This is a genomic window from Segatella bryantii (genome assembly GCF_022024215.1).
In the GTDB taxonomy this organism is placed as follows: domain Bacteria; phylum Bacteroidota; class Bacteroidia; order Bacteroidales; family Bacteroidaceae; genus Prevotella; species Prevotella bryantii.
Window position 1 is genome coordinate 1,441,406 of the sequence record NZ_CP091798.1, and the last position, 22,293, is coordinate 1,463,698.

16 protein-coding genes are annotated in these 22,293 nt (G+C 35.7%); 1 reads left to right on the plus strand and 15 read right to left on the minus strand.

Annotated elements, in window-relative coordinates; all coding sequences use genetic code 11:
• Nucleotides 1-19 precede the first annotated feature (19 nt).
• The 8 genes from L6471_RS10110 to L6471_RS10145 form a co-directional block, all read right to left on the minus strand.
• Entirely contained in the window at nucleotides 20-2,167 is a 2,148-nt protein-coding gene (locus tag L6471_RS10110) for an alpha-amylase family glycosyl hydrolase (RefSeq protein ID WP_237797736.1), read from the minus strand.
• Entirely contained in the window at nucleotides 2,160-3,047 is an 888-nt protein-coding gene (fabD, locus tag L6471_RS10115; protein WP_006283141.1) for an ACP S-malonyltransferase, read from the minus strand. Before fabD ends, L6471_RS10110 begins: the two co-directional genes overlap by 8 nt.
• Nucleotides 3,048-3,186: 139 nt before the next feature.
• Complete coding sequence (rplI, locus tag L6471_RS10120; RefSeq protein WP_006283140.1) at nucleotides 3,187-3,678, minus strand: 50S ribosomal protein L9; 492 nt, start codon at nucleotides 3,676-3,678, stop codon at nucleotides 3,187-3,189.
• Nucleotides 3,679-3,698: 20 nt separating this feature from the next.
• Nucleotides 3,699-3,971 carry a 30S ribosomal protein S18 gene (gene rpsR / locus L6471_RS10125; protein WP_006283139.1) on the minus strand — a complete coding sequence of 91 codons (273 nt, stop codon included), beginning with the start codon at nucleotides 3,969-3,971 and terminating at the stop codon, nucleotides 3,699-3,701.
• A 2-nt stretch (nucleotides 3,972-3,973) separates the two neighbouring features.
• A complete protein-coding gene (gene rpsF / locus L6471_RS10130) occupies nucleotides 3,974-4,315 on the minus strand; it encodes a 30S ribosomal protein S6 (protein WP_006283138.1) in 342 nt (113 codons plus the stop codon).
• 346 nt (nucleotides 4,316-4,661) lie between these two features.
• Nucleotides 4,662-5,360 carry a response regulator transcription factor RprY gene (rprY, locus tag L6471_RS10135; protein ID WP_006283137.1) on the minus strand — a complete coding sequence of 233 codons (699 nt, stop codon included), beginning with the start codon at nucleotides 5,358-5,360 and terminating at the stop codon, nucleotides 4,662-4,664.
• Between the two features lie 28 nt (nucleotides 5,361-5,388).
• Entirely contained in the window at nucleotides 5,389-6,912 is a 1,524-nt protein-coding gene (locus L6471_RS10140) for a sensor histidine kinase (protein ID WP_006283136.1), read from the minus strand.
• Between the two features lie 156 nt (nucleotides 6,913-7,068).
• A complete protein-coding gene (locus L6471_RS10145; RefSeq protein WP_237797286.1) occupies nucleotides 7,069-9,228 on the minus strand; it encodes an elongation factor G in 2,160 nt (719 codons plus the stop codon).
• 172 nt (nucleotides 9,229-9,400) lie between these two features.
• Here L6471_RS10145 and hemW point away from each other — a divergent pair, with 172 nt between their 5' ends.
• Nucleotides 9,401-10,561, plus strand: a complete 1,161-nt coding sequence (hemW, locus tag L6471_RS10150; protein ID WP_237797287.1) for a radical SAM family heme chaperone HemW — start codon at nucleotides 9,401-9,403, stop codon at nucleotides 10,559-10,561.
• Between the two features lie 271 nt (nucleotides 10,562-10,832).
• On the opposite strand, the gene L6471_RS10155 is transcribed toward hemW, so the two are convergent.
• From L6471_RS10155 to L6471_RS10185, 7 genes are all read right to left on the minus strand, one after another.
• On the minus strand, nucleotides 10,833-12,266 hold the full coding sequence (locus L6471_RS10155) for a sulfatase-like hydrolase/transferase (RefSeq protein WP_173651896.1): 1,434 nt from the start codon (nucleotides 12,264-12,266) through the stop codon (nucleotides 10,833-10,835).
• A 123-nt stretch (nucleotides 12,267-12,389) separates the two neighbouring features.
• The gene (locus L6471_RS10160) at nucleotides 12,390-13,736 is read right to left on the minus strand and encodes a citrate/2-methylcitrate synthase (protein WP_006283131.1); all 1,347 of its coding nucleotides are present in this window, start codon (nucleotides 13,734-13,736) and stop codon (nucleotides 12,390-12,392) included.
• A gap of 3 nt (nucleotides 13,737-13,739) precedes the next feature.
• Nucleotides 13,740-16,043, minus strand: a complete 2,304-nt coding sequence (locus L6471_RS10165) for an aconitate hydratase (RefSeq protein WP_094448564.1) — start codon at nucleotides 16,041-16,043, stop codon at nucleotides 13,740-13,742.
• Between the two features lie 398 nt (nucleotides 16,044-16,441).
• Nucleotides 16,442-17,359 (minus strand): zinc ribbon domain-containing protein, encoded by a 918-nt coding sequence (locus L6471_RS10170; RefSeq protein WP_231390698.1) that lies wholly within the window; start codon nucleotides 17,357-17,359, stop codon nucleotides 16,442-16,444.
• A complete protein-coding gene (locus L6471_RS10175) occupies nucleotides 17,346-19,193 on the minus strand; it encodes a peptidase U32 family protein (protein WP_027452885.1) in 1,848 nt (615 codons plus the stop codon). The genes L6471_RS10170 and L6471_RS10175 overlap by 14 nt, the downstream gene beginning before the upstream one ends.
• 21 nt (nucleotides 19,194-19,214) lie before the next feature.
• Entirely contained in the window at nucleotides 19,215-20,132 is a 918-nt protein-coding gene (gene metA, locus L6471_RS10180) for a homoserine O-acetyltransferase MetA (RefSeq protein ID WP_006283126.1), read from the minus strand.
• Nucleotides 20,133-20,253: 121 nt separating this feature from the next.
• Nucleotides 20,254-22,287: a M13 family metallopeptidase gene (locus tag L6471_RS10185; RefSeq protein ID WP_039870934.1), complete on the minus strand. Its 2,034-nt coding sequence runs from the start codon at nucleotides 22,285-22,287 to the stop codon at nucleotides 20,254-20,256.
• Between the last annotated feature and the right edge of the window lie 6 nt (nucleotides 22,288-22,293).

A 22,293-nucleotide genomic window follows, 5' to 3' on the forward strand; every position in this document is an offset into this window, starting at 1 on the left:
TGTAATATAAATAAAAATACTATGGAACTATTTTAAAACGAATTCTAAAAACATGTGTCTTCTCATCCCAATTCGTACCTAACATCACAAATTTTCCAATTTGACCTGTAGAACGAACATGTTTTCCTATACATGGACACACGTCATAATCTCCTATTCGTACTAAACGAACCATATCTGGCGCATTACTAGGAAGACGATCCAACTGAATACCTTCAGGTAGATCATAACGACTCTTCAATTCATAAGTAACATCTAAGTCGTCTTCAATAAGTTGCTTCATGGTGCGCTCAATTTCTTTTTCTTCCTGCCTAGATGGCTTATGATCAAGAATATAGCTAATCTTACTCTTTTTACGCTCTATATGCGCATTATGGCTTCGCTCACAACCAAACATTCGCACCATCAACTGATTCAATAAATGCTCAGCAGTATGAGCCGGTGGAAATTCATCCTTGTTATGCTCATTGAACAAATATTCATTATCATTCATTTTTACACTGAATTTGAAAATTCTACCACTAAAAGGTTCTATTTCAGATGGAAACACAGTGTCTTTTTTTAAATTCACCAACTGAGTATCCCCCGTTAGCAAATCTGTTGCCGCAACTGTCTTTTCCGGAAGATGCAAAAATTCGAAAGCATGTGTAGGAATAATCACATTTGCCGTAACATGATTACCAGAGAAATTTGAGATTATAAGAATTACCTCATCATCTTTTTTTCTTATAAAAGCAAACTGTTCACGCGGATTAAACTGCCATGAAGCTGGATTTACATACATAAGATCAAAGAATTCACCCTCCCTAATAGCCTTTTCACCATTTGCTATCGCAAGAATCTTCTTATAGGTTATAGCTAGTGCACGTTCGTCATCTGTCAATTTTCGCCTATCAGAATACGCTCTACTCAATGTATCTGGACTCCAATAATCAAATATTGTAGTACGCCCATCCAAACCACTAAAGCCTTCTTTATCCATACCGCGCTCACCAAATTCCTGCCCACTATATAACATAAAAGGATTAGAACGCATTAATGCCAAAACAATAATTGCAGGAATAGCTTTCCAGGCATTTCCACAGAAAAAATCACTAGCTATACGTTGTTCATCATGGTTCTCAAGAAAATATAACATGTGATCATGAATATCATCTGTACGCTGCCATTCATAAGTAATAGAAGACGCTGGACGCTCTGACCGAATGATTCCACGCAGACAATCATACATTCCCACTTTATCATAAAGATAATCAAATCCTGAAGCTATATAGTTCCTATACTGATTAGGATCATAAACTTCACCGATGAAAATTAAATCTGGATATCGGAGTTTAACTGCTTCTGTTGCAAACTTCCAAAATTCTACAGGCACCATCTCAGCCATATCACACCTGAAACCATCTACCCCCTTTCCTGCCCAAAAAAGCAAGATATCTTTCATCTTATACCAAGTATCGGGTATCGGATCAAAATGACATTGACGACCTGCTAAATAATCAACACCATAATTTAATTTTACGGCTTCATACCAATCATTGATTCCAGGATGAGCATCAAATCTGTCATTACCTGTTACTTTAGCAGGATATTCTATGTATGGAGATTCTTCATTTTGCAATAAATCAAATTGAGGATCAAACTTTTGTCCAACACAATAATAGAAATTATTCTGTGGATCAAAACCTTTTTCTACATTATCATCTTCTCCTAAATCTTTTATACCATAAGGTTTAGATATTGAATGATACTGACGGGATACATGATTTGGAACAAAATCAATAATGACTTTCATCCCTTCTTCATGAGTACGAGCTATCAAGGCCTCCCACTCCTCCATACGACAAACGACATTTTCTGCCAAGTCAGGATCTACATCATAATAATCTGTTATAGAATATGGAGAACCGGCTTTACCTTTAACAACAGCAGAATGGCAGCGAGGAATACCAAAAGCAGAATAATCAGTCTGAGTAGCATGACGAATAACACCCGTAAACCACACATGCGTAAATCCCAATTGATGGATACGTTTGAGAATAGACTGATCAAAGGTATTAAATTTACCAGAAGAATTTTCGGCAATCGAGCCGTTCTCTTGATGAGTAACATTACGATTGCCGAAGAGTCTAGGTAATACCTGATAAATTAATATTTTCTTAGTCAATGCCATGGGCATTTACATTTCTATCAATACGACCAATCATACCACGAAGAGCACGACCTGGACCACATTCAACAAATTCATCTGCTCCTGCAGCAATCATATTTTGAACACTTGAAGTCCAACGTACAGAACCTGTTAACTGAGCAATCAAATTATTCTTAATTTCATCAGCATCAGTATGAGGCTGTGCATCAACATTCTGATAAACCGGACATTTTGGAGCATTAAAGGTAGTCTTCTCAATTGCGGCCTCCAACTCATCTTTAGCGAGCTGCATCAATGGAGAATGGAAAGCGCCACTAACAGGAAGAGGAAGAGCACGCTTCGCACCTGCTTCTTTCAACTTCTCACATGCAGCATTAATAGCATCTACATTACCTGAAATTACCAACTGTCCAGGACAGTTATAGTTAGCAGCAACTACAATGTTACCATCTGCAGAAACTTCTGAACAGACTTTTTCTACTACATCATCAGCTAAACCAATAATTGCTGCCATAGTACCTGGATTTGCTTCACATGCCTTCTGCATTGCATTAGCACGAGCTGCAACCAACTTAAGGCCATCTTCGAAACTCAAAGCACCAGCCGCAACCAAAGCAGAGAATTCACCAAGGGAATGACCCGCAGTCATATCAGGGTTAAAATCATCACCCAAACACAGAGCTGAAATAACACTATGCAGAAAAACAGCAGGCTGAGTTACTTTTGTTTCCTTCAACTGCTCATCAGTACCAGCAAACATAATATCAGTGATCTTAAAGCCTAAAATTTCATTTGCCTTATCAAACAACTCTTTTGCTAATGGATTATTATCATACAGGTCCTTACCCATACCTACAAACTGAGAGCCCTGACCAGGAAATACAAATGCTTTCATTTTTATATTTAATTAATTTGTTATTAATAGTATTTACATGCAAAGATACAAAAAAATCCCGAAACACTTGTCAAAAGTGATCGGGATCTTATATTGATTTGCTTTACAGTGCAATAGTTAATATTACTGAGATTTTTAATTATTCAGCAACTTCAGCTTTAGCCTCTGCCTTTGCTTCCTCAACTGGAGCATTTTCAGCTACAACAGTTACAGGAACCTTAACTTCTACTTCCTTGTGGAAGTGAATAGTTGCCTCATACTCACCTACCTTCTTGATATCTTTCATAGTGATAATCTTACGATCAACTTCGATACCTTTCTTAGCAAGTTCTTCAGCTACCTGAGCTACAGTAATAGAACCATAAGTTACACCAGTAGCTGCTACCTTAGCGGCAATAGTAAGAGCCACACCATTTAAAGCTTCACCCTTCTTCTCAGCTTCTGCCTTAATAGCTGCAAGTTTCTTAGCCTGCTGCTTCAAGTTCTCAGCCAAAATTTTCTTAGCTGAAGGAGAAGCAATCACACCCTTACCCTGTGGGATAAGATAGTTACGGCCATAACCATTCTTTACATTTACGATATCGTTCTTGTATCCAAGACCGATAATATCTTCTTTAAGAATAATTTCCATGCGTTACCTTCCTTTTTAAATTATTTCATCAAATCGGTTACATAAGGAAGCAAAGCAATCTGACGAGCACGCTTAACAGCCTGTGCTACACGACGCTGATACTTCAAAGATGTACCTGTGATACGACGAGGAAGAATCTTACCCTGCTCATTCAAGAACTTCTTCAAGAACTCAGGATCCTTATAGTCGATATACTTAATACCGCTCTTCTTAAAACGGCAATACTTCTTCTTCTTTGTGTCGATAGAAGGAGCAGTCAAATAACGGATTTCTGATTTTTTCTGATCTGCCATGATTAAGCCTCCTTATTACCTAATTTCTTTCTTCTCTTCTCAGCATACTGTGCAGCATACTTGTCGAGTTTAACTGTAATGTAACGAATAACTTTCTCGTCACGACGATAAGCTGTTTCGAGTTTATTAACCAAAGTTGGCTCGCCCTTGAACTCTACCAAGCAATAGAAGCCAGTAGATTTCTTCTGAATAGCATAAGCCATCTTCTTAAGACCCCAAGCCTCTTCATTCAGAATTTCAGCACCGTTATCGGTGAGGACCTTCTTGAATTTAGCGACCGCTTCCTTCATCTGTTCATCAGACAAAACGGGAGTTAAAATGAAAACGGTTTCGTATTGATTCATACTACCTAAAAATTATTAAATTAATTAATTTGTATTGCATTTTTAATAAATGCGGTGCAAAAGTACAACTTTTCCATGAGATACACAAATATTTTTTGTACTTTTGTGAGCAAAATTAGTTTTTCATATGAAATTAAATAAAAAATTTTTTAAAAAAGTACTTTCAAAAGTTATATATATATTCAATATACCGATGACTATTTTGGGTGTTCTCATCTTTTGTGTTTACACTATCTTCCAGATAAATAATAATATCCTGCTATTCAGCGGATTATTTTTTGTTTTCGCTGGAATAGCAGGATATATATATCATCACAAGAAGTCTTGCTTATATTATAAACATTGATTATTCTTGCTCTGGAACAATAAGTTTATAACCTTTACCATGAATATTGATAATTTCAATTTGGTCATCATCCTTAAGATGTTTACGTAATTTGGTAATATAAACATCCATACTACGGGCATTGAAATAATTATCATCTATCCAAATGGTCTTTAAGGCAAAATCACGCTGAAGAATTTCATTTGCATGTGAGCACAACAAACCCAACAATTCATTTTCCTTTGTTGTTAATTTTGTCTGTTTATCACCAATCACCAACAATTGCTTTTGTGTATCAAACGTGAAACGTCCAATATGATAAAGTGTTGATTCCTTATTTTTCTTTCCATGTACACGTCTTAATATAGCCTCAATACGGAATACAAGCTCTTCCATAGAAAAAGGTTTAGTGATATAATCATCAGCACCAATTTTGAACCCTTCCAAAATATCCTCTTTCAGAGTCTTAGCTGTCAAAAATATAATTGGAATCTCAGCATTCGCCTGTCTAATTTCCTGAGCTAAGGTAAATCCATCCTTTTTAGGCATCATGACATCGAGAACGCATATATCAAATTTACTTTTCATAAATTCTTTATAGCCAATTTCCCCGTCAGGACAAAGTGTTGCAGCATAGCCCTTAGCCTGCAAATACTCTCTTAACAGCATTCCGAGATTTTCATCATCTTCGCAAAGCAGAATTTTTAAATTTTCGTCCATAGTCATTCTTATTTAATTAATATTTCCTTTAATTTCTTACGTAATCTATTTTTATTGTAAAAGTTGTTCCTTTTCCAAACTCACTGTCTACATGAATTTCACCATTATGCAAATCAACCATTTTTTTCACATAAGCAAGTCCAAGACCAAAACCTTTTACATCATGCACATTACCGGTATGAACACGATAAAATTTTTCAAATATTTTCTTTAAACTATCTTTCTTTATTCCTAATCCAGTATCTTTAACTGAAACGCAAACTTTATCCCCTTCATTCCATGTTTTAAGATAGACATCAAGAGGCTGATCCGGTTTCCTATATTTAACAGCATTATCCAACAAGTTAAATATAACATTTTGGAAGTGCATCTCATCTACATAGATTGTCGACTCAATAGCTTCTATATCTATATAAACCTTACCTCCTGTATGTTCAACTCGCAAGCTGAACGAGTGCCCAATTGTTTCGACCATTTCATTGAGGTCTACTTCTTTTTTCTTGAGTACAGCCTTTTTGCGATCATACATGGACATCTGCAAAACTTTCTCAACCAAGAAGCGCAAACGTTTACTCTCATCATTTACGATTCCACCAAGATGAGCTACCATCATTTCGCTTTTAGGAACAGACTTATCATTTAACATCTGAGCTGCCAGAGAGATACTTGCTATAGGGGTTTTTAACTCATGTGTCATATTATTGATAAAGTCATTTTTCAACTCGCTGTATCGCTTGCTTCGGAATATCACAACAATGGTAAAGATGAAAGTTACAAGCAATACCAAGGTAAAAATGATACTTGGAATCATAAATCGAACAGACGAGAATATATAGCCACTCATGTCTGGAAAATGAATTTTTACAATTCCCATTTTAGACTGAGGATCATTACGATACAACAACTGTGTATATGTATACTGCTCACCTTCATCTGTATAATCTGGACATCTATAAACCTCACGACCATCTTGAGTACAAACTGTAAAGTGATAAGGTATATTAATACCGTTATTCATCAATTCTGCTTTAAGATCCTGATCAAGCAGTTTAAAATTGATTCTATCTTTTAGAGGTTTATCTGAAGCCGAATACAAAATAGAATAAACCACCTCATCTAATAAAGCCTTCTGATACACATAGCGATTTTTAACAGCCTCCTGCAAAGACTTTTTTGCCTCTGACAAAGTATTTTTATCACTATGTAAAATCATAGCTTTTGGCATATTCGAAGGTTTACTGGTTAATGTCTTTAATTCAAAAGACGAATAGACATTACCATTAGCACCAACATTATAATTATGTGCATCCGATCCACCTACCGTATCTTTACGACTACGAGTAGTCTGACTTATATCTTTTTCCAAATATCGAAGTGTCTCGTTCAGCTCTAAATTACGAGAAGCCTGATAAAGAGCACGATTAACAGACTCATCAAACTGCTCCTTCTTCATATTAGCCATAGCTGAGATATAGTTCAACTGAAGATAGAGCAATGCTAAAAACGAGAACCCCATAATCAGAGCAATAGTCCAAATTGTTTTCTTCTTCATATTGCAAAGATAGCAAATACTTAATAAATTAACATAATAGCGTTAATTATTTCCAGTCATTTTAGACGATTTAACACCTTATCCATTTTTTAATTACAAATATACAACTAACAAAAAGAGCATTCTTTTCAGAATGCTCTTTTAATATTTCATAGATTATTCAACGCTTTTTTCTTCCGCTTCATATGCAGCAATTAATTTTTGCTGAACATCATTAGGAACCAATTCATAACTTGCAAATTTTGTCGTAAATGAAGCACGACCTCCTGTAATAGAACTTAAAGCTATGCTATAATCATCAAGCTCAGCCAAAGGTACTTTCGCTTGTAACTTCTGATATCCGGCTTCACTATCCATACCCATTATCATTCCACGACGACCTTGTAAATCGCTCATGACATCACCTACTATATCTTCTGGAGTAAAGACTTCAATATCATATATTGGCTCAAGTATTTTAGGACCTGCATTCTTAAATGCATCAGTGAATGCATGACGGGCAGCCAACATAAATGAAAGTTCATTACTATCAACAGGATGCATCTTACCATCATAGACTACAACTCGAACATCACGCGCATAGCTTCCTGTCAGCGGACCACGCTCCATACAGTCCATTACACCTTTCAAAATAGCAGGCATGAAACGTGCATCTATCGCACCACCAACAACACTATTGATAAATACTAGTTTTCCACCCCAGTCTAAATCAATCTCTTGCTTATTCTTGATATTTATTTTAAACTCCTGTCCATCAAACCTATAACTTACAGGGTCTGGCATACCTTCAGCATATGGCTCAACGATTAAATGAACTTCACCAAACTGACCAGCACCTCCACTCTGCTTTTTATGGCGATACTCTGCTTTTGCAGACTTTGTAATAGTCTCACGATAAGGAATACGTGGAACACCATATTCCACCATAATTTTCTCATTATTTTCCAAACGCCATTTCAAGGTACGCAAATGAAACTCACCTTGACCATGAACAATCGTCTGTCTCAGTTCCTTACTATTTTCAACAACCCAAGTTGGATCCTCTTGACGCATCTTTAATATTGCTGCCATCATTTTTTCCATATCCTGAGGGTTCTTAGACTTTATAGATCGCGCATATTTTGAATTCGGATATTTAATGAAATTATATTTCCAATCGCAGTCTTTACCATTAAGGGCATTACCTGTCTTTACATCTTTCAACTTTACCGTACATCCAATATCACCAGCGTACATTTCATCGACAGGAATACGTATAGCACCTGCACAAGCATATATTTGTCCGATACGCTCCTTGCTACCACGATCTGCATTTGTCAAGTCATCACCAGGCTTAACTCTTCCACTCATAACCTTAAAATAACTAACTTCACCAATATGCGGTTCCATGCTAGTCTTAAAGAAATACAAACTTTCAGGCCCATTGCTATCATGAGCAACTTCTTCTCCCCTAGTATTGTATATTTTAGGCATATCACTAACAAAAGGCACAACATTACCTAAGAATTCCATTAAGCGTTGCACCCCCATATCTTTACCTGCACAAACACAAAAAACAGGAAATATACTTCTAGTTATCAATCCCTCACGGATTCCTGTTCTAAGTTCATCCTCCGTAAGAGACTCCTCTTCGAAGAATTTTTCCATTAATCCCTCGTCGTTTTCGGCTGCCGCTTCGACAAGAGCCCTATGAAGTTCCATTGCTTTTTCCATTTCTTCCTCTGGGATATCTTCAATAACAGGTTTTCCACCTTCAGGAAGCCATGTATACTTTTTCATAACTAAAACATCAATGAAACTATTATAATCAGGCCCTGGATTCAAAGGATATTGAATCTGAACACATTTCTGACCATATATTTCTTTCATTTGAGCCAGCACATTTTCAAAATCGCATTTTTCAGAATCCAACTGATTCACTAAAAAAATAACTGGCTTTTTTAATTTATCAGTATATCGAAAGGCATTCTGTGTTCCCACTTCTGGACCATACTGGCCATTAATTACAACCGCTGCCAAATCTGTAACATTCAGTGATGTTATAGCTCCACTTACAAAATCATCAGAACCCGGACAATCAATAAAATTTAATTTTTTATGATTCCACTCAGCATGAAAAACGGTAGGGAATACAGAATATCCATACTCTAACTCTACTGGGAAATAATCACTAGCTGTATTTTTTGCATCAATGGAACCACGACGCTTAATCAAGCCAGCTTCATACATAAGACTTTCGGCAAGAGTCGTCTTGCCACTACCCGAAGCGCCAACAAGCGCAATATTTTTAATCTCGTTAGTTTGATATACCCTCATAACTTATAGATTTAAAGTTGAATATTTAAGTGTTTTCTGTACTTTTCAAGGTATTTCTGCAGATGCAGATGCTTTTTATTAATACTCGACTAAGATAGTATTTTTTTATTAGAATCCAAAAGAAATTCAGAAAAAAAGTCATTTTTTTGATACTTATTAGTACTTTTGCAAAATGACAGGTCTTTATATACACATTCCATTTTGCGCTAGTCGATGTATTTACTGTGGATTTTATAGTACTACACTTTCACAATTGAAACAAAAATACACTGATGCAATTTGTCGAGAAATGGAACTTAGAAAGCAGAATATAGATAAACGCCCTATTGAAATTTCGACAATTTATTTCGGAGGTGGAACACCTTCACAATTATCAAAAGAGCAATTACAGCAGATTTTTTCTTCTATAAACAGTATTTGGAATTGTAATGGATCTATCATCAGGAAGAATTGCGAAATAACTTTTGAATGTAATCCCGATGACATCACTGAAGATTTTGCAAATTTTATTGCTTATCTAGGAGTAAATCGTGTTAGTATGGGTGCACAAACTTTCGACCCTGCAAGACTGAAATTTCTTCATCGACGCCACAATGCTAATGAAGTAAAACTTGCAGTTGACAGACTAAAGTCCGCAGGTTTTGACAATATAAGCATAGACTTAATGTTTGGCTTTCCAGGTGAGACACTTACAGAATGGGAGGAAGATATTAAAACAGCTGTTTCACTCGAACCCAAGCATATATCAGCTTATAGTCTTATGTATGAAGAAGGTACACCACTATATCGCATGTTAGAAAAGGGTGAAATAGAAGAGATTGATGAAGAAACAAGTCTTGCGATGTATAAGAAACTCATAGACTTATTAACACAAGCCGGCTATGAGCATTATGAAATCAGTAACTTTGCACGCCCTGGATTTAGAAGTCAACATAATTCTTCTTATTGGAATGCTATTCCTTATATTGGTATAGGAGCAGCTGCCCATTCATACAACAAAGATTACAGAAGTTGGAATGTCGATAACATCCATCAGTACATCCAATCCATTCACGACAACAAACTTCCTTCAGAGAGTGAGTATTTAGATGCTACCACAAGGTATAATGATTTAATAACAACAGCACTTAGAACTCGCGAGGGCATTAATCTTACAAAATTGAAGGATGAATATGGAGAAGAACTGTTCTTATATCTTACTCAAGAAGCTCAAAAGTACATTAATCTTCATGAAATGAAAATCGAAGATAATAAATTGTCTCTTACTAGAAAAGGATTATATATCAGCGACTCAATCATGAGCGATTTGATATTTATATCAAATATAAAATAATATGAAAGCATCTGAAAGAAAAAATTTTGGAATATGGAATATCTCTATTATAGTATTAGCAATCATCACCATGAATATTTTGGATGATATCCTCACCATTCAGAGTTCTTTGCTTAAAACAATTATAGAGTTTATCGTCATCATTATTATTACTATCTTACTATTCTTAATCAAATATATTGTCACCCGAAAATTAAAATAATCAAATCAAAAAACCTGATATTGCATGTAAATTCAATATCAGGTTTCTTGAAATAGACCTCTTTGTTTATTAATTCTTTAGAGACAGATTTTTATACCCTTTTTCTCCTTCAATAGGCCAATATTCAGAAGGAGTTCTCATCTTTTTCATTTGCTTGTCCAATTGCTTTAATAATTTAGGATATTTATCTGCTAAATTGGTAGTCTCATACTTATCGTCTTCAATATTATAAAGCTCTAAAGGCTTATTTTTTCCTATACTTTCAGCCTTCCATTTACCAAAACGTATTGCACGCTGTTTACCTGGAAATTCCCAATATAAATAACGATTATCTGTATCCATCTGCTCACCATAAAATAATGGAGAAATATCCATACCATTAATATTTTTAGGCAAACTCTTCGTACATCCTGTAATTTTTGCAAAAGTAGGCATAAAATCAGGGAAATAAATAATATTATTCAACTTTTGAACAGGTACTTTACCTGGTTGATTAACGATTACAGGAACCTTTATACCTCCCTCATAAAGTTGTCCCTTATGTCCCTTTAAACCAGCGCCACTATTCAAATCCTGGATTGGAGCCATAACAGCAGCACCATTATCACTTGCAAAAATAACTAGAGTATTTTCCCTAAGCCCTAAAGCATCTAAAGTACCCAAGACACGACCAATATTATAATCCATGTGGCTTACTAAAGCTGCATATCGTTTTGTATTCATACTCCATTCACCTTTTTCATCATACCATGAAGTATCATCAATATGATAAGGCTCATGAGGTGCATCATAAGCTAAATACAAGAAAAAAGGATGATCTTTTTCTCGATGTATAAAAGCAATTGCATCATCAGTAGAGATCTCTGTATTATGACGTACATGGGCATCATGTTCATTTTCTTTAATGTTTATCAAAGAGTCTCCATGGAAACGATAATATGGATAATAATAATACGGGCCGTTGCTATGCGGTGTACTAATTGTCCATCCGTAAAACTCATCAAATCCTCTATGGTTTGGAGCAGCCATCGGATCATAACCATCTAAATGCCATTTATTAACCAAGCATGTACGATATCCAGCAGTTTGAAGAACGGTTGCTATTGTTGTATCCTCAGGTAATAAATTAGCACGATGAATATAAGTAGTATCTCCCTTAGGATTAATTTTTATTCCTATTTTTCCACCTACAGGACATTGATTATCACGAATTCTCGTATTTCCTGTATTTTTCCCAGTCATCAAAGAACATCTTGATGGAGAAGAGATTCCACTACCAGCATAAGCTTGTTCAAAGCGTGTACCACTTTCAGCTAATCGATCTATGTTGGGTGTCTTAATATATTGATTACCATAGCAATGTAAATCACCATAGCCCATATCATCAGCCAAAATAAAGATTATGTTTGGATGATCTGGAGTTGCCTTACTTATCTGTGCTTTGGATTCTGAAGGTATTAGCAATGTAGCAATCAAGCTACCAAAATAAAGTTTAGTATTCATAGTTTTTATTTTTTTACAAAGATACTTTATTTCTCACAAAACGCAAAAAAGTTAGAAGATAAATACCATATCGATTTACTTCTAACTTTTTTTTAATATACTATAATTACTTGACAAGTATAATTATCGTTTGGAAATTGGAATATATTCTTTTTCGTCAAGAACGTTCTTATATGCAGGACGAATAATTCTTCTACCTGCAAAATTCAGTTCCTCGATACGATGCGCTGTCCAGCCTACAATACGAGCCATTGCAAAAATTGGAGTATAAATTTCTTGAGGAAGACCGATCATTTCATATATGAAACCACTATAGAAATCCAAATTTGCACAAACAGGCTTATTACCCTGACGGAATTTTGTCAAACATTTAATACCCTCTTGCTCTATAAGCTTCAAAAATTCGTATTCCTCCACTCTCCCCTTTTCTTTAGCAAGTTCGCCAGCCAATTTCTTAAGTTCAACAGCACGAGGGTCGCTCATTGTATACACGGCATGACCAATTCCATAAATCAAGCCAGTTTTATCATAAGCTTCTTTATTAAGCATACGATTTAAATAGGTATCTATTTCATCTAAGTTAGTCCAATCCTTGATCTGCTCTTTTAAGTGATGAAACATATTAATTACCTTAATGTTAGCTCCTCCATGTAAAGGTCCCTTTAAAGAACCAATACCTGCAGCAATACTTGAATATGTATCAGTTCGAGTACTACTTGTAACACGAACGGTGAAAGTAGAGTTATTACCACCGCCATGCTCGGCCTGAATAATCAAAAGCAAATCAAGCATACGTGCATCGAGTTCTGTATAATGATTATGCTTCAGCATAAAAAGGAAATTTTCTGCAATACTCAAATTCTCACGAGGGTGACGAATGTGCAAACTTCTACCCTGCACACCATGACGATAGATATTATACGCATATGCAACTATCGTTGGAAATTTTGCAATCAACTCAATACTCTGACGCATCAAATTATCTCTACTAATATCATCTGGATTTGGGTCAAAAGTATACATTTCCAAGACACATCGCGCCAAAATATTCATGATATTATTGCCTTCCAAATCTATGATATGCACGATTGTACGATGATCCAAAGGCATATTATCGTTGAGAAGTTCACTAAAAGCCGACAATTCCTCTTTGTCAGGAAGTTTTCCTGAAAGCAAAAGATATGCAATCTCCTCAAAACCAAATCTTTTTTCTTTGAGCAGTGGAGCTACTAAATCATCAAGCTCATAGCCACGATAATAGAGTTTTCCAGGACATGGTGTTAACTTTCCATCTTCAGCACGATTATAACCAACAACATTACCTATATTCGTCAAACCCACAAGTACACCACTTCCGTCGTCATTACGAAGACCTCGCTTTACACCATACTTAGAAAAGAGTTCGGTATCAATTTTGCAAGAATTCTTTACTTCATCAGATAATTTATAGATTAGATATTCTTTCTTCATTATTTAAATTCCTTTCATTTTTGCATAATTCAAAGCCGATCCAGCCTTAAACCATTCTATTTGGGTATCATTGTAAGTATGAGCAGCATCAAACTGTTCTACACTTCCATCTTTATGCTTCAATGTAATTTGAATATTACGACCAGGGGCAATATTATTCAAACCGGTCACAGAGACTCTATCATCTTCCTGAACCTTATCATAATCATTTTTGTTAACAAATGTCAACGCCAACATACCTTGTTTTTTAAGGTTTGTTTCATGGATTCTTGCAAAACTTTTTGCCAAGACCACCTTTACATTAAGGAATCTTGGTTCCATTGCTGCATGCTCACGACTTGAACCTTCACCATAGTTATCTTCTGCCACAACAATTGAAGATACATGCTGGGCTTTATAAGCCTTTGCTGAAGAAGAAACCTCTTCGTAATTACCATTCAACTGATTTTTAACCTTATTATTTTCTCCATTGAAAGCATTTACAGCACCCATCAGCAAATTATCTGAAATATTCTGAAGATGCCCTCTAAACTTCAACCAAGGACCTGCCATTGAAATATGGTCAGTAGTACACTTTCCTTTTGTTTTGATTAACACTGGCATATTCTCAAAATCATTGCCATCCCAAGGCTCAAATGGAACTAACCGCTGTAAGCGATTACTATCAGGAGAAATTACCACATCAATATCTTTATGACCTTCAGAAGGAGCTATAAAGAGAGAATATTTTTCTAAAGCTTCAACACCCTTTACATTTTCATCAGAAGCACATTCAAATCCTTTAGGCGGGAATGCAAAACCTTGGGGTTCATCCAGCAATACAGGATTACCATCTCTATCCAACAGTGTATCTGTAGCAGGATTAAAGTCCAAACGACCAGCAATAGCTAAAGCGGTTGTCATTTCAGGACCACCAATAAAAGCATAAGTATTAGGATTCTGATCAGCACGACGTCTAAAGTTACGATTAAAAGATGTAACAATAGCATTCTTACGATTATTATCATCTGTATGACGCTTCCACTGACCAATACATGGACCACATGCATTAGTCATAATAAGCGCACCTATACGTTTGAAATCATCAAGAATTCCATCCCTTTCTGCAGTATATCGTATCTGTTCAGATCCAGGGTTAATGATTAATTGACCTTTTACAGGAATATTCTTCTCATAAGCTTGTCGAGCTATAGAAGCTGCTCGAGCCAAATCTTGGTAACTTGAATTCGTACAGCTACCGATAAGACCTACTTCCACTGTCATTGGATAATCATTAGCAGGTCCCTTGGCCTTCATATGACTAATTGGTGTAGCTGCATCTGGAGTAAAAGGACCATTGAGATGAGGTTCAATTTTACTCAAATCGATTTCTACAATTTGATCATAGAATAACTCTGGATGTTCATAAACTTCATCATCTGCACGTAACTCTGCTGCATTCTGCTGAGCAAGTATAGCAATTTCTTCACGTCCTGTTTTACGTAAATATTCATCAGCATTCTCGTCAAAAGGAAACAAAGAGCAGGTTGCTCCAAGCTCTGCTCCCATATTACAAATACTAGCCTTACCTGTAGTAGAAAGATCCTTCAATCCATCACCATAATATTCAAGAATAGCATTAGTACCACCCTTAACTGTAAGAATACCCAAAATTTTTAAAATTACATCTTTTGGACTTGCCCATCCAGAAAGATGACCTGTAAGATGTACACCTATTAAACGAGGCATTTTAAGTTCCCAAGGCTGTCCAGTAAGCACATCTACAGCATCAGCACCACCAACACCAACAGCAACCATACCTAAACCACCTGCATTAGGTGTATGAGAATCTGTACCAACCATCATACCACCAGGGAAAGCATAATTTTCCAATATTACCTGATGAATGATACCTGCACCAGGAGCCCAAAAACCGATATGATACTTTTGAGATACTGACTTTAGAAAATCGTATACCTCTTTGTTTGTTTGACATGCTAAAGGGAGATCTTTGTCTGCACCTACATCAGCACGAATTAAGTGGTCGCAGTGAACACTTGCAGGAACGGCAACTTTGTCTTTACCAGCATTCATAAACTGAAGCAAAGCCATTTGAGCAGTTGCATCTTGCATAGCCACACGATTAGGACGAAAATTGACATAAGATTCACCACGCTTAAAAGGCTTCAAATCTTCAAAATCATAAATATGAGCATAAAGAACCTTTTCTGCATAGGTCATTGGTCTCTTCATCACATTCTTGGCAGCCTTTACCGTTTCCGAATAGGAAGCATAAAAGCTTCTCAACATATCAATATCCAAAATCATAATCGTTGTTCACCTATTAGTTTATTTATTAATTGGTTGCAAATATACAAATATATTTTCAATTTGAAAGAATAAAGACTAAATTATTTAGCAAAATGAAATGAAAAATGTTATTTCTTGAATATTTAGCACAAATTACTCAACAGAATATACATTACTTACATCTATAAAAAATCGAGTAGGAAGAAAATGAAGTTATTTTCTTCCTACTCGATTTTTCCAATCTCTCATACCACGGTACGTACAGATTCACACACAGCAGTTATTCGTATTATCTATACATTTGATTTTATAGCTTTTGATAGCCCAAAGCATAGGTATTATAAGGTATAAACATTGTAACTACGCTATAAAAGAAAGATAGTTATGAAATACTTACTTTTTGAATCTAGTCTGTTTTATATTTTTATGGATATTGAATAATAAAAATACCATATTAGAAGAATATAGCCAACAAAATATAGAGTACTAACACTAAATACTATATAATCCACTGCACATACTGCAAGAAGACCAAATAGATATAGCATACCATCTCCAATAGGTAGCTTTCTTGAAACCTCATCAATACACGCAATCCCTACAATCAACATAAGCCAAACTGAACTTAAAAAGATAGACAGTATACCTGGAACTGCAAAAGGATTCAGAGTTGGATGAAAATAAAATTCTTGCCAGGTATCTGGGGTAAACATCTGGATACTAGCATAGAAAGCTGCAGAAGATGCCACTATCAATACTAATGCTGTAGGATAATAACTATCAATATCATTAAAATGTATGATTTTTGCATCACTATTGACAATTCTTCTAAATAAGTAAACCACCCCTATTAATACGATAACTATTAAAAATATCAGCAAATGGATATCAGAAAACAGAGATATAAACTGAGAGATAGGATCATCAGGCACGACTTTATGTAACATACTGCTTTCATGTATCCATCCGAACATTGATGTTTCGGTTCCTAATTGAATCCAAACAGAATCTACACTGTCAGTTGGTACAATACGAATATCGGAAACTACTAGATGATCATATTTCTTGACTGTAAAAGAATCTGTTAACATGTTGCTAAGTTTTTCTTCTGGCAACTGTCTCATCAACTCCATACTGTCAGCTTTGACCACAAAGTTATAATTGTTCGTATAATGATGAATTGTTCTAAAATCTATAGAGTCCTGTTGTTTTTCGCTCAATTCAACAAAAGGCTTTTCCTTTAAATGATGATGATGGCGACTCTTATAGCAACTACTCAAAGAAAAAGCTGCTATGAAAAACAATAGTAAAATATAGATTCTAGTTCTCTGCATATACATTCATTTGACATTCCGAACATTTAAATTCTAATCTGAATCTGCGTCCATCAGATAATTCCAGCCGTAAAGGCTCATGCCAAGATGGAACTTCACCACCTCGTTTTACACAATAGCCTAAAGAATATCTGATACAATGGCGACATTGCATAATCAAAGGATTGTTCTGATAAGCATCCAATTCAAAAGCATTACCAATCTGCGACATACCCTGATTTTCATAAAATAACTTGGCAACATGATTACTAATATTATAAAGATAAGGATAATCCTTATACTCAGGCTGCCAAACTAGATTACAAAACTTTTTGTTTTCTTGTAGATTATCTGTGACCGTATCTTTAACCGCTCGTTCAACCAAAAGATTATCAATCGCTTCTCGTCTCAAATCACTAAGAATACTTGAGGGTAAAAAATATCGATCCGCATCCTCTTCGATTTTGATTTCATCACAAATGTACGGCGTATTACCTAATTTTGATAACTGTTTAATAATATTATCACGCTGTGGCTTTTTTGCCAGTTGATGGGCAAATACAACAGATGCCTGTCCCTTCTTACGACCAGAAATAACAGTTAATGAAAAGCCTTCATCCGTCAATGAAAAATACATATTAACAGCCAACTTCCTTACAGCAGTATTCCCTGCAAGTTGTTTTTCAAATGCCATATCATTATTCCGATAGAGCGCAAGCCCCGGACGTAGATGATTTGGCATACGTAAAGGATACAATCTATTACCAACAGCTCTATTCACACGAAAGCCTTCCAGTTCATGTTCATCATTTATAAAACATAACCCATCTCCATTTGCGAAAGTAGCTGTTCCTGCAACATTAAAGCTAGTATGTCTTAACTCCTTCACTCTACCTACATATTCCCCTAAGGCCTTAGGCGTATCAAAACTGGCAATATTTGGTTTTCTACCATTAATAAAATAATCTGTAAACCCCCTATTAAACGTTTTCTTTAGGTTTGGCTCAAAACGATATTCAATAGTTCCTTCCGAAGCTCTACAATATCGATCTGGGTGCTTTTTCACTATTTGATCTAATCTCTGACTATAAGCAGAAACTACATTCTTGACATAAGTAACATCTTTTAACCGACCTTCAATCTTAAAAGAGCAAGCACCAGCCTCTGCCAACGTCTCCAAATTATCTATCTGACACATATCTTTTAGAGACAAGAGATGGCGCTGACGTTCGATAACCTTACCGTCAGAATCTTTTAAATCAAATTTCAATCTACAGAATTGAGCACATTCACCTCGATTAGCAGAACGTTTAAAACAATGTTGAGAAGCATAACATACTCCAGAATAGCTTACACACAAAGCTCCATGAACAAAAACTTCAAGTTCAACATCCGGATTATTTTTGTGAATCTTATTAATTTCTTCTGCAGACAATTCTCTCGCTAACACTACTCGCTTAAATCCCAAAGAATATAGCCAATTTACTTTTTCTGCAGTTCTTGTATCACATTGTGTACTTGCATGAATCGCAACTCCTGCACGATTACAGATATCAATCAGTCCCATATCCTGTATGAGTATACCATCTACGTGAATTTGAGCCAGTTGGTCTATTAATCTTTGAGTATCGTTCAGCTCCTGCTCATAGATTATAGTATTTACAGTCACATATATTTTTGCGCCAAACTGATGAGCATAGCTACATAATTGTGCAATATCATCCACACTATTTCCCGCAGCCTGACGCGCGCCAAAATGTTCAGCACCTATATATACTGCATCTGCACCATGGTCTATGGCAGCAATACCACATTCTAAATTTTTTGCCGGAGCTAATAACTCTAGGCTTCGCATAAGCATAATGTTGTTAAAAGTTTATTTGATATCGTTTATATCATAAGGAGTTTCTTGATAAACATAATAGTCTATCCAATTGCTATAAAAAAGATTTGCAGCTGATCGCCATAGCACCTCTACACCATTTTCTGGGTTATCAGCACGATAATAATTTTGTGGTAAATTCACATCTGAACGTTTCCCCTTATCACGTTTATATTCCAGATCCAATGTATTCGGTGCATATTCCATATGGCCAAGAATATAGAATTCACGACCATTACGTGAGGAAACGATGCTGACTCCAGCATCAGGTGATTCTGCTAAAATCTCCAGATCATTCACTTGACTAATATCCTCTCGACGCACTTCTGTATGACGACTATGAGGCATATAGAAATAATCATCAAATCCACGGAATATCTGAGCTTGAGGATCACACGGATAAGTTTTGAAAACTCCAAATTTTTTCGACTTTAAACTATATTTGGGAATTCCATAGAAATGAAACAATGCAGCCATAGCACCCCAACATAAATAAAGTGTACTTTCTACATGAGTACGAGCCCAATCAAATATTTTGTTAATTTCACTCCAATAATCAACATTCTCATAAGGTATTGTTTCTACAGGAGCTCCAGTAACAATCATGCCATCAAATTTCTGCTTCATAAGTTCAGACGAATCCTTATAAAACATCTTCATATGCTTTACAGGTGTATTTTTAGAAGTATGACTTTTCAACTTCATAAAAAAGATCTCTAACTGAAGAGGCGTATTAGAAAGAAGTCTTATTAAATCCGTTTCTGTAGTTATTTTCAACGGCATTAAGTTAAGAATAACTATTCTTAATGGACGAATTTGCTGATTTTGTGCTCGCGTTTCGTCCATCACAAAAATATTCTCTTTCTTCAGAATCTCTATTGCAGGTAATTTATCTGGTAAATTTAATGGCATTCTAAAAATTCCTTTCTTAAAAAACTAATCCAAATGCAAAGATATACTTTTTTATCGATAAATAAAAAAAAGGATGCCAAAAGATTGACATCCTTACTTTTATATTCAATTTAAATACAATTTACCACAATTCAAGACGCTCATTTTCTGGAATAAACATCTTATCACCTTTCTTAACACCAAAGGCTTCGTACCAAGCTTTAACATGTGGAAGAGCTCCATCTACACGCCATTTACCCAATGAATGAGGATCTCTTTTTACACGGTTGCGTATTTCCTGGTCTGTTATATTTTGCCCCCATACACCAGCATAAGCAACAAAGAATCTTTGTTCTGGAGTAAGACCATTTTTTTCACCAAGTTTTTTCTTTGCTGTTGCATTTTTAAATGCATTATAGGCAACTTGAAGACCACCATGATCAGCTAAATTCTCTCCAAGTGTAAACTTGCCATTTGCATGAAGACCTGGCAATACTTCTATATTATCAAAGAAATCTGCATAGAGCTTAGCTCTTTTCTCAAAGTTCTTACCATCAGAAGCTGTCCACCAGTCTTTTAGATTTCCATCGGCATCATACTGACGGCCCTGATCATCAAATCCGTGTGTCATCTCATGGCCAATTACAACACCAATTGCACCATAGTTAAACGCTTCATCTGCTTTTACATCAAAAAAAGGATACTGTAAAATACCAGCTGGGAAACAAATTTCATTGGTAGTAGGGTTATAATAAGCATTAACCGTCTGTGGAGTCATACCCCATTCATCACGGTCTACAGGCTTACCAACCTTACGTCTAATCATATCTTCCAACATGAATTTACGGCAAGCTGCTTCATTTTCATAAAAACTTTTTTCTGGATCGATAGATAAACTGCTGAAATCTGTCCATTTATTTGGATAGCCAATCTTTACATAGAATTTATCAAGCTTCTTGTGTGCATTAGCCTTTGTTGAATCACTCATCCATGTTTGTGCATCAATACGTTGACCTAGACTGATTTGCAAGTTTTTAACTAATTCTTCCATCTTTTTCTTTGAAGATTCAGGGAAGTATCGTTCAGCATAAAGACGACCTAAAACCTCACCCAACTTTCCTTCAACCTGAGATGTAGCTCTCTTCCACAGAGGATAATCTTCCTTACGACCACTCATCGTCTTACCGAAGAAGTCAAAAGAAGCTTCTCTAATTTTATCGGTAAGTAAACCTGTTGAATGACAAATAACATCCCATAACATTAATGAACGAACTTCATCTGCACTCTGCAAAGAAATTAGCTTATCTAAACCTGTAAAGAATGAAGGCTGACCTACAATTAATTGTTGGAAATACTCACTTTTAATACCTTGAGCATTAAGTTCTGCTTCTAAAGGAATATTTGGATAATTCGCTTTAAACTCAGCTAAAGTCATCTTATTGTAGTTAGCTTGTGGATCACGAAGTTCTGTCATACTCTTAGAGATCAAAGCTACTAAAGTTTCCTGGCGGAAAATATTACCAGCGTAGATTTGAGACTCAGCCTCACTAAAACCATAAAGCTTAAACATCTTGACGATATAATCCTTATAAGCTTCACGAATAGCAACCGTAGCAGAGTCATTATTCAAGTAATAGTCCTTCTGACCTAAAGTAAGTCCACCCTGATACAGATTAAGGATATTTTCCGTAACATTTTTCTGATCAGCATCAAAGAATCCTTCATATTGATCTCCTAAACCATCCACATAATATTTGAGCTGAATTTTTCTCAAATCCTCTTTTGTCTTTGCAGCAACCAACTCCGTTAAAATAGGCTTCACTGGGGCAATACCCTCACGATTTCGACGGTCTACGTCCAAAGCAAGCTTATAATAATCACCAAGTTTCTGCTCTATAGAACCCTTTTTGTATTTCTTTTTTAGAAGTTCACTAAGGATACTATTAATACGTTTATTGTTATCTTCTTGTAATTGATCAAAACTACCAAATCTACTAAAGGCTGCAGGCAACGGATTATTTTTCTGCCAACCACCAGTAGCAAACTCATAGAAATCATCCTGAGGACGTACACTTTTGTTGAAATTCTTTTCAACAAGACCCGATTTATGTTGTGCCTGAGAAGCCATAGGCAAAGCACACATCAACATTATCGGAAGGATCTGTTTCATGTTCATTTTTTA

Coding starts and splice junctions, on each gene's coding strand:
- fabD (WP_006283141.1), bottom strand. CDS start 3,047: ATGAAAGCATTTGTATTTCCTGGTCAGGGCTCTCAGTTTGTAGGTATG.
- rplI (WP_006283140.1), bottom strand. CDS start 3,678: ATGGAAATTATTCTTAAAGAAGATATTATCGGTCTTGGATACAAGAAC.
- rpsR (WP_006283139.1), bottom strand. CDS start 3,971: ATGGCAGATCAGAAAAAATCAGAAATCCGTTATTTGACTGCTCCTTCT.
- rpsF (WP_006283138.1), bottom strand. CDS start 4,315: ATGAATCAATACGAAACCGTTTTCATTTTAACTCCCGTTTTGTCTGAT.
- rprY (WP_006283137.1), bottom strand. CDS start 5,360: ATGGACGAAAATTTAAAAATTCTGCTTTGCGAAGATGATGAAAATCTC.
- L6471_RS10140 (WP_006283136.1), bottom strand. CDS start 6,912: ATGAAGAAGAAAACAATTTGGACTATTGCTCTGATTATGGGGTTCTCG.
- L6471_RS10145 (WP_237797286.1), bottom strand. CDS start 9,228: ATGAGGGTATATCAAACTAACGAGATTAAAAATATTGCGCTTGTTGGC.
- hemW (WP_237797287.1), top strand. CDS start 9,401: ATGACAGGTCTTTATATACACATTCCATTTTGCGCTAGTCGATGTATT.
- L6471_RS10155 (WP_173651896.1), bottom strand. CDS start 12,266: ATGAATACTAAACTTTATTTTGGTAGCTTGATTGCTACATTGCTAATA.
- L6471_RS10160 (WP_006283131.1), bottom strand. CDS start 13,736: ATGAAGAAAGAATATCTAATCTATAAATTATCTGATGAAGTAAAGAAT.
- L6471_RS10165 (WP_094448564.1), bottom strand. CDS start 16,043: ATGATTTTGGATATTGATATGTTGAGAAGCTTTTATGCTTCCTATTCG.
- L6471_RS10170 (WP_231390698.1), bottom strand. CDS start 17,359: ATGCAGAGAACTAGAATCTATATTTTACTATTGTTTTTCATAGCAGCT.
- L6471_RS10175 (WP_027452885.1), bottom strand. CDS start 19,193: ATGCGAAGCCTAGAGTTATTAGCTCCGGCAAAAAATTTAGAATGTGGT.
- metA (WP_006283126.1), bottom strand. CDS start 20,132: ATGCCATTAAATTTACCAGATAAATTACCTGCAATAGAGATTCTGAAG.
- L6471_RS10185 (WP_039870934.1), bottom strand. CDS start 22,287: ATGAACATGAAACAGATCCTTCCGATAATGTTGATGTGTGCTTTGCCT.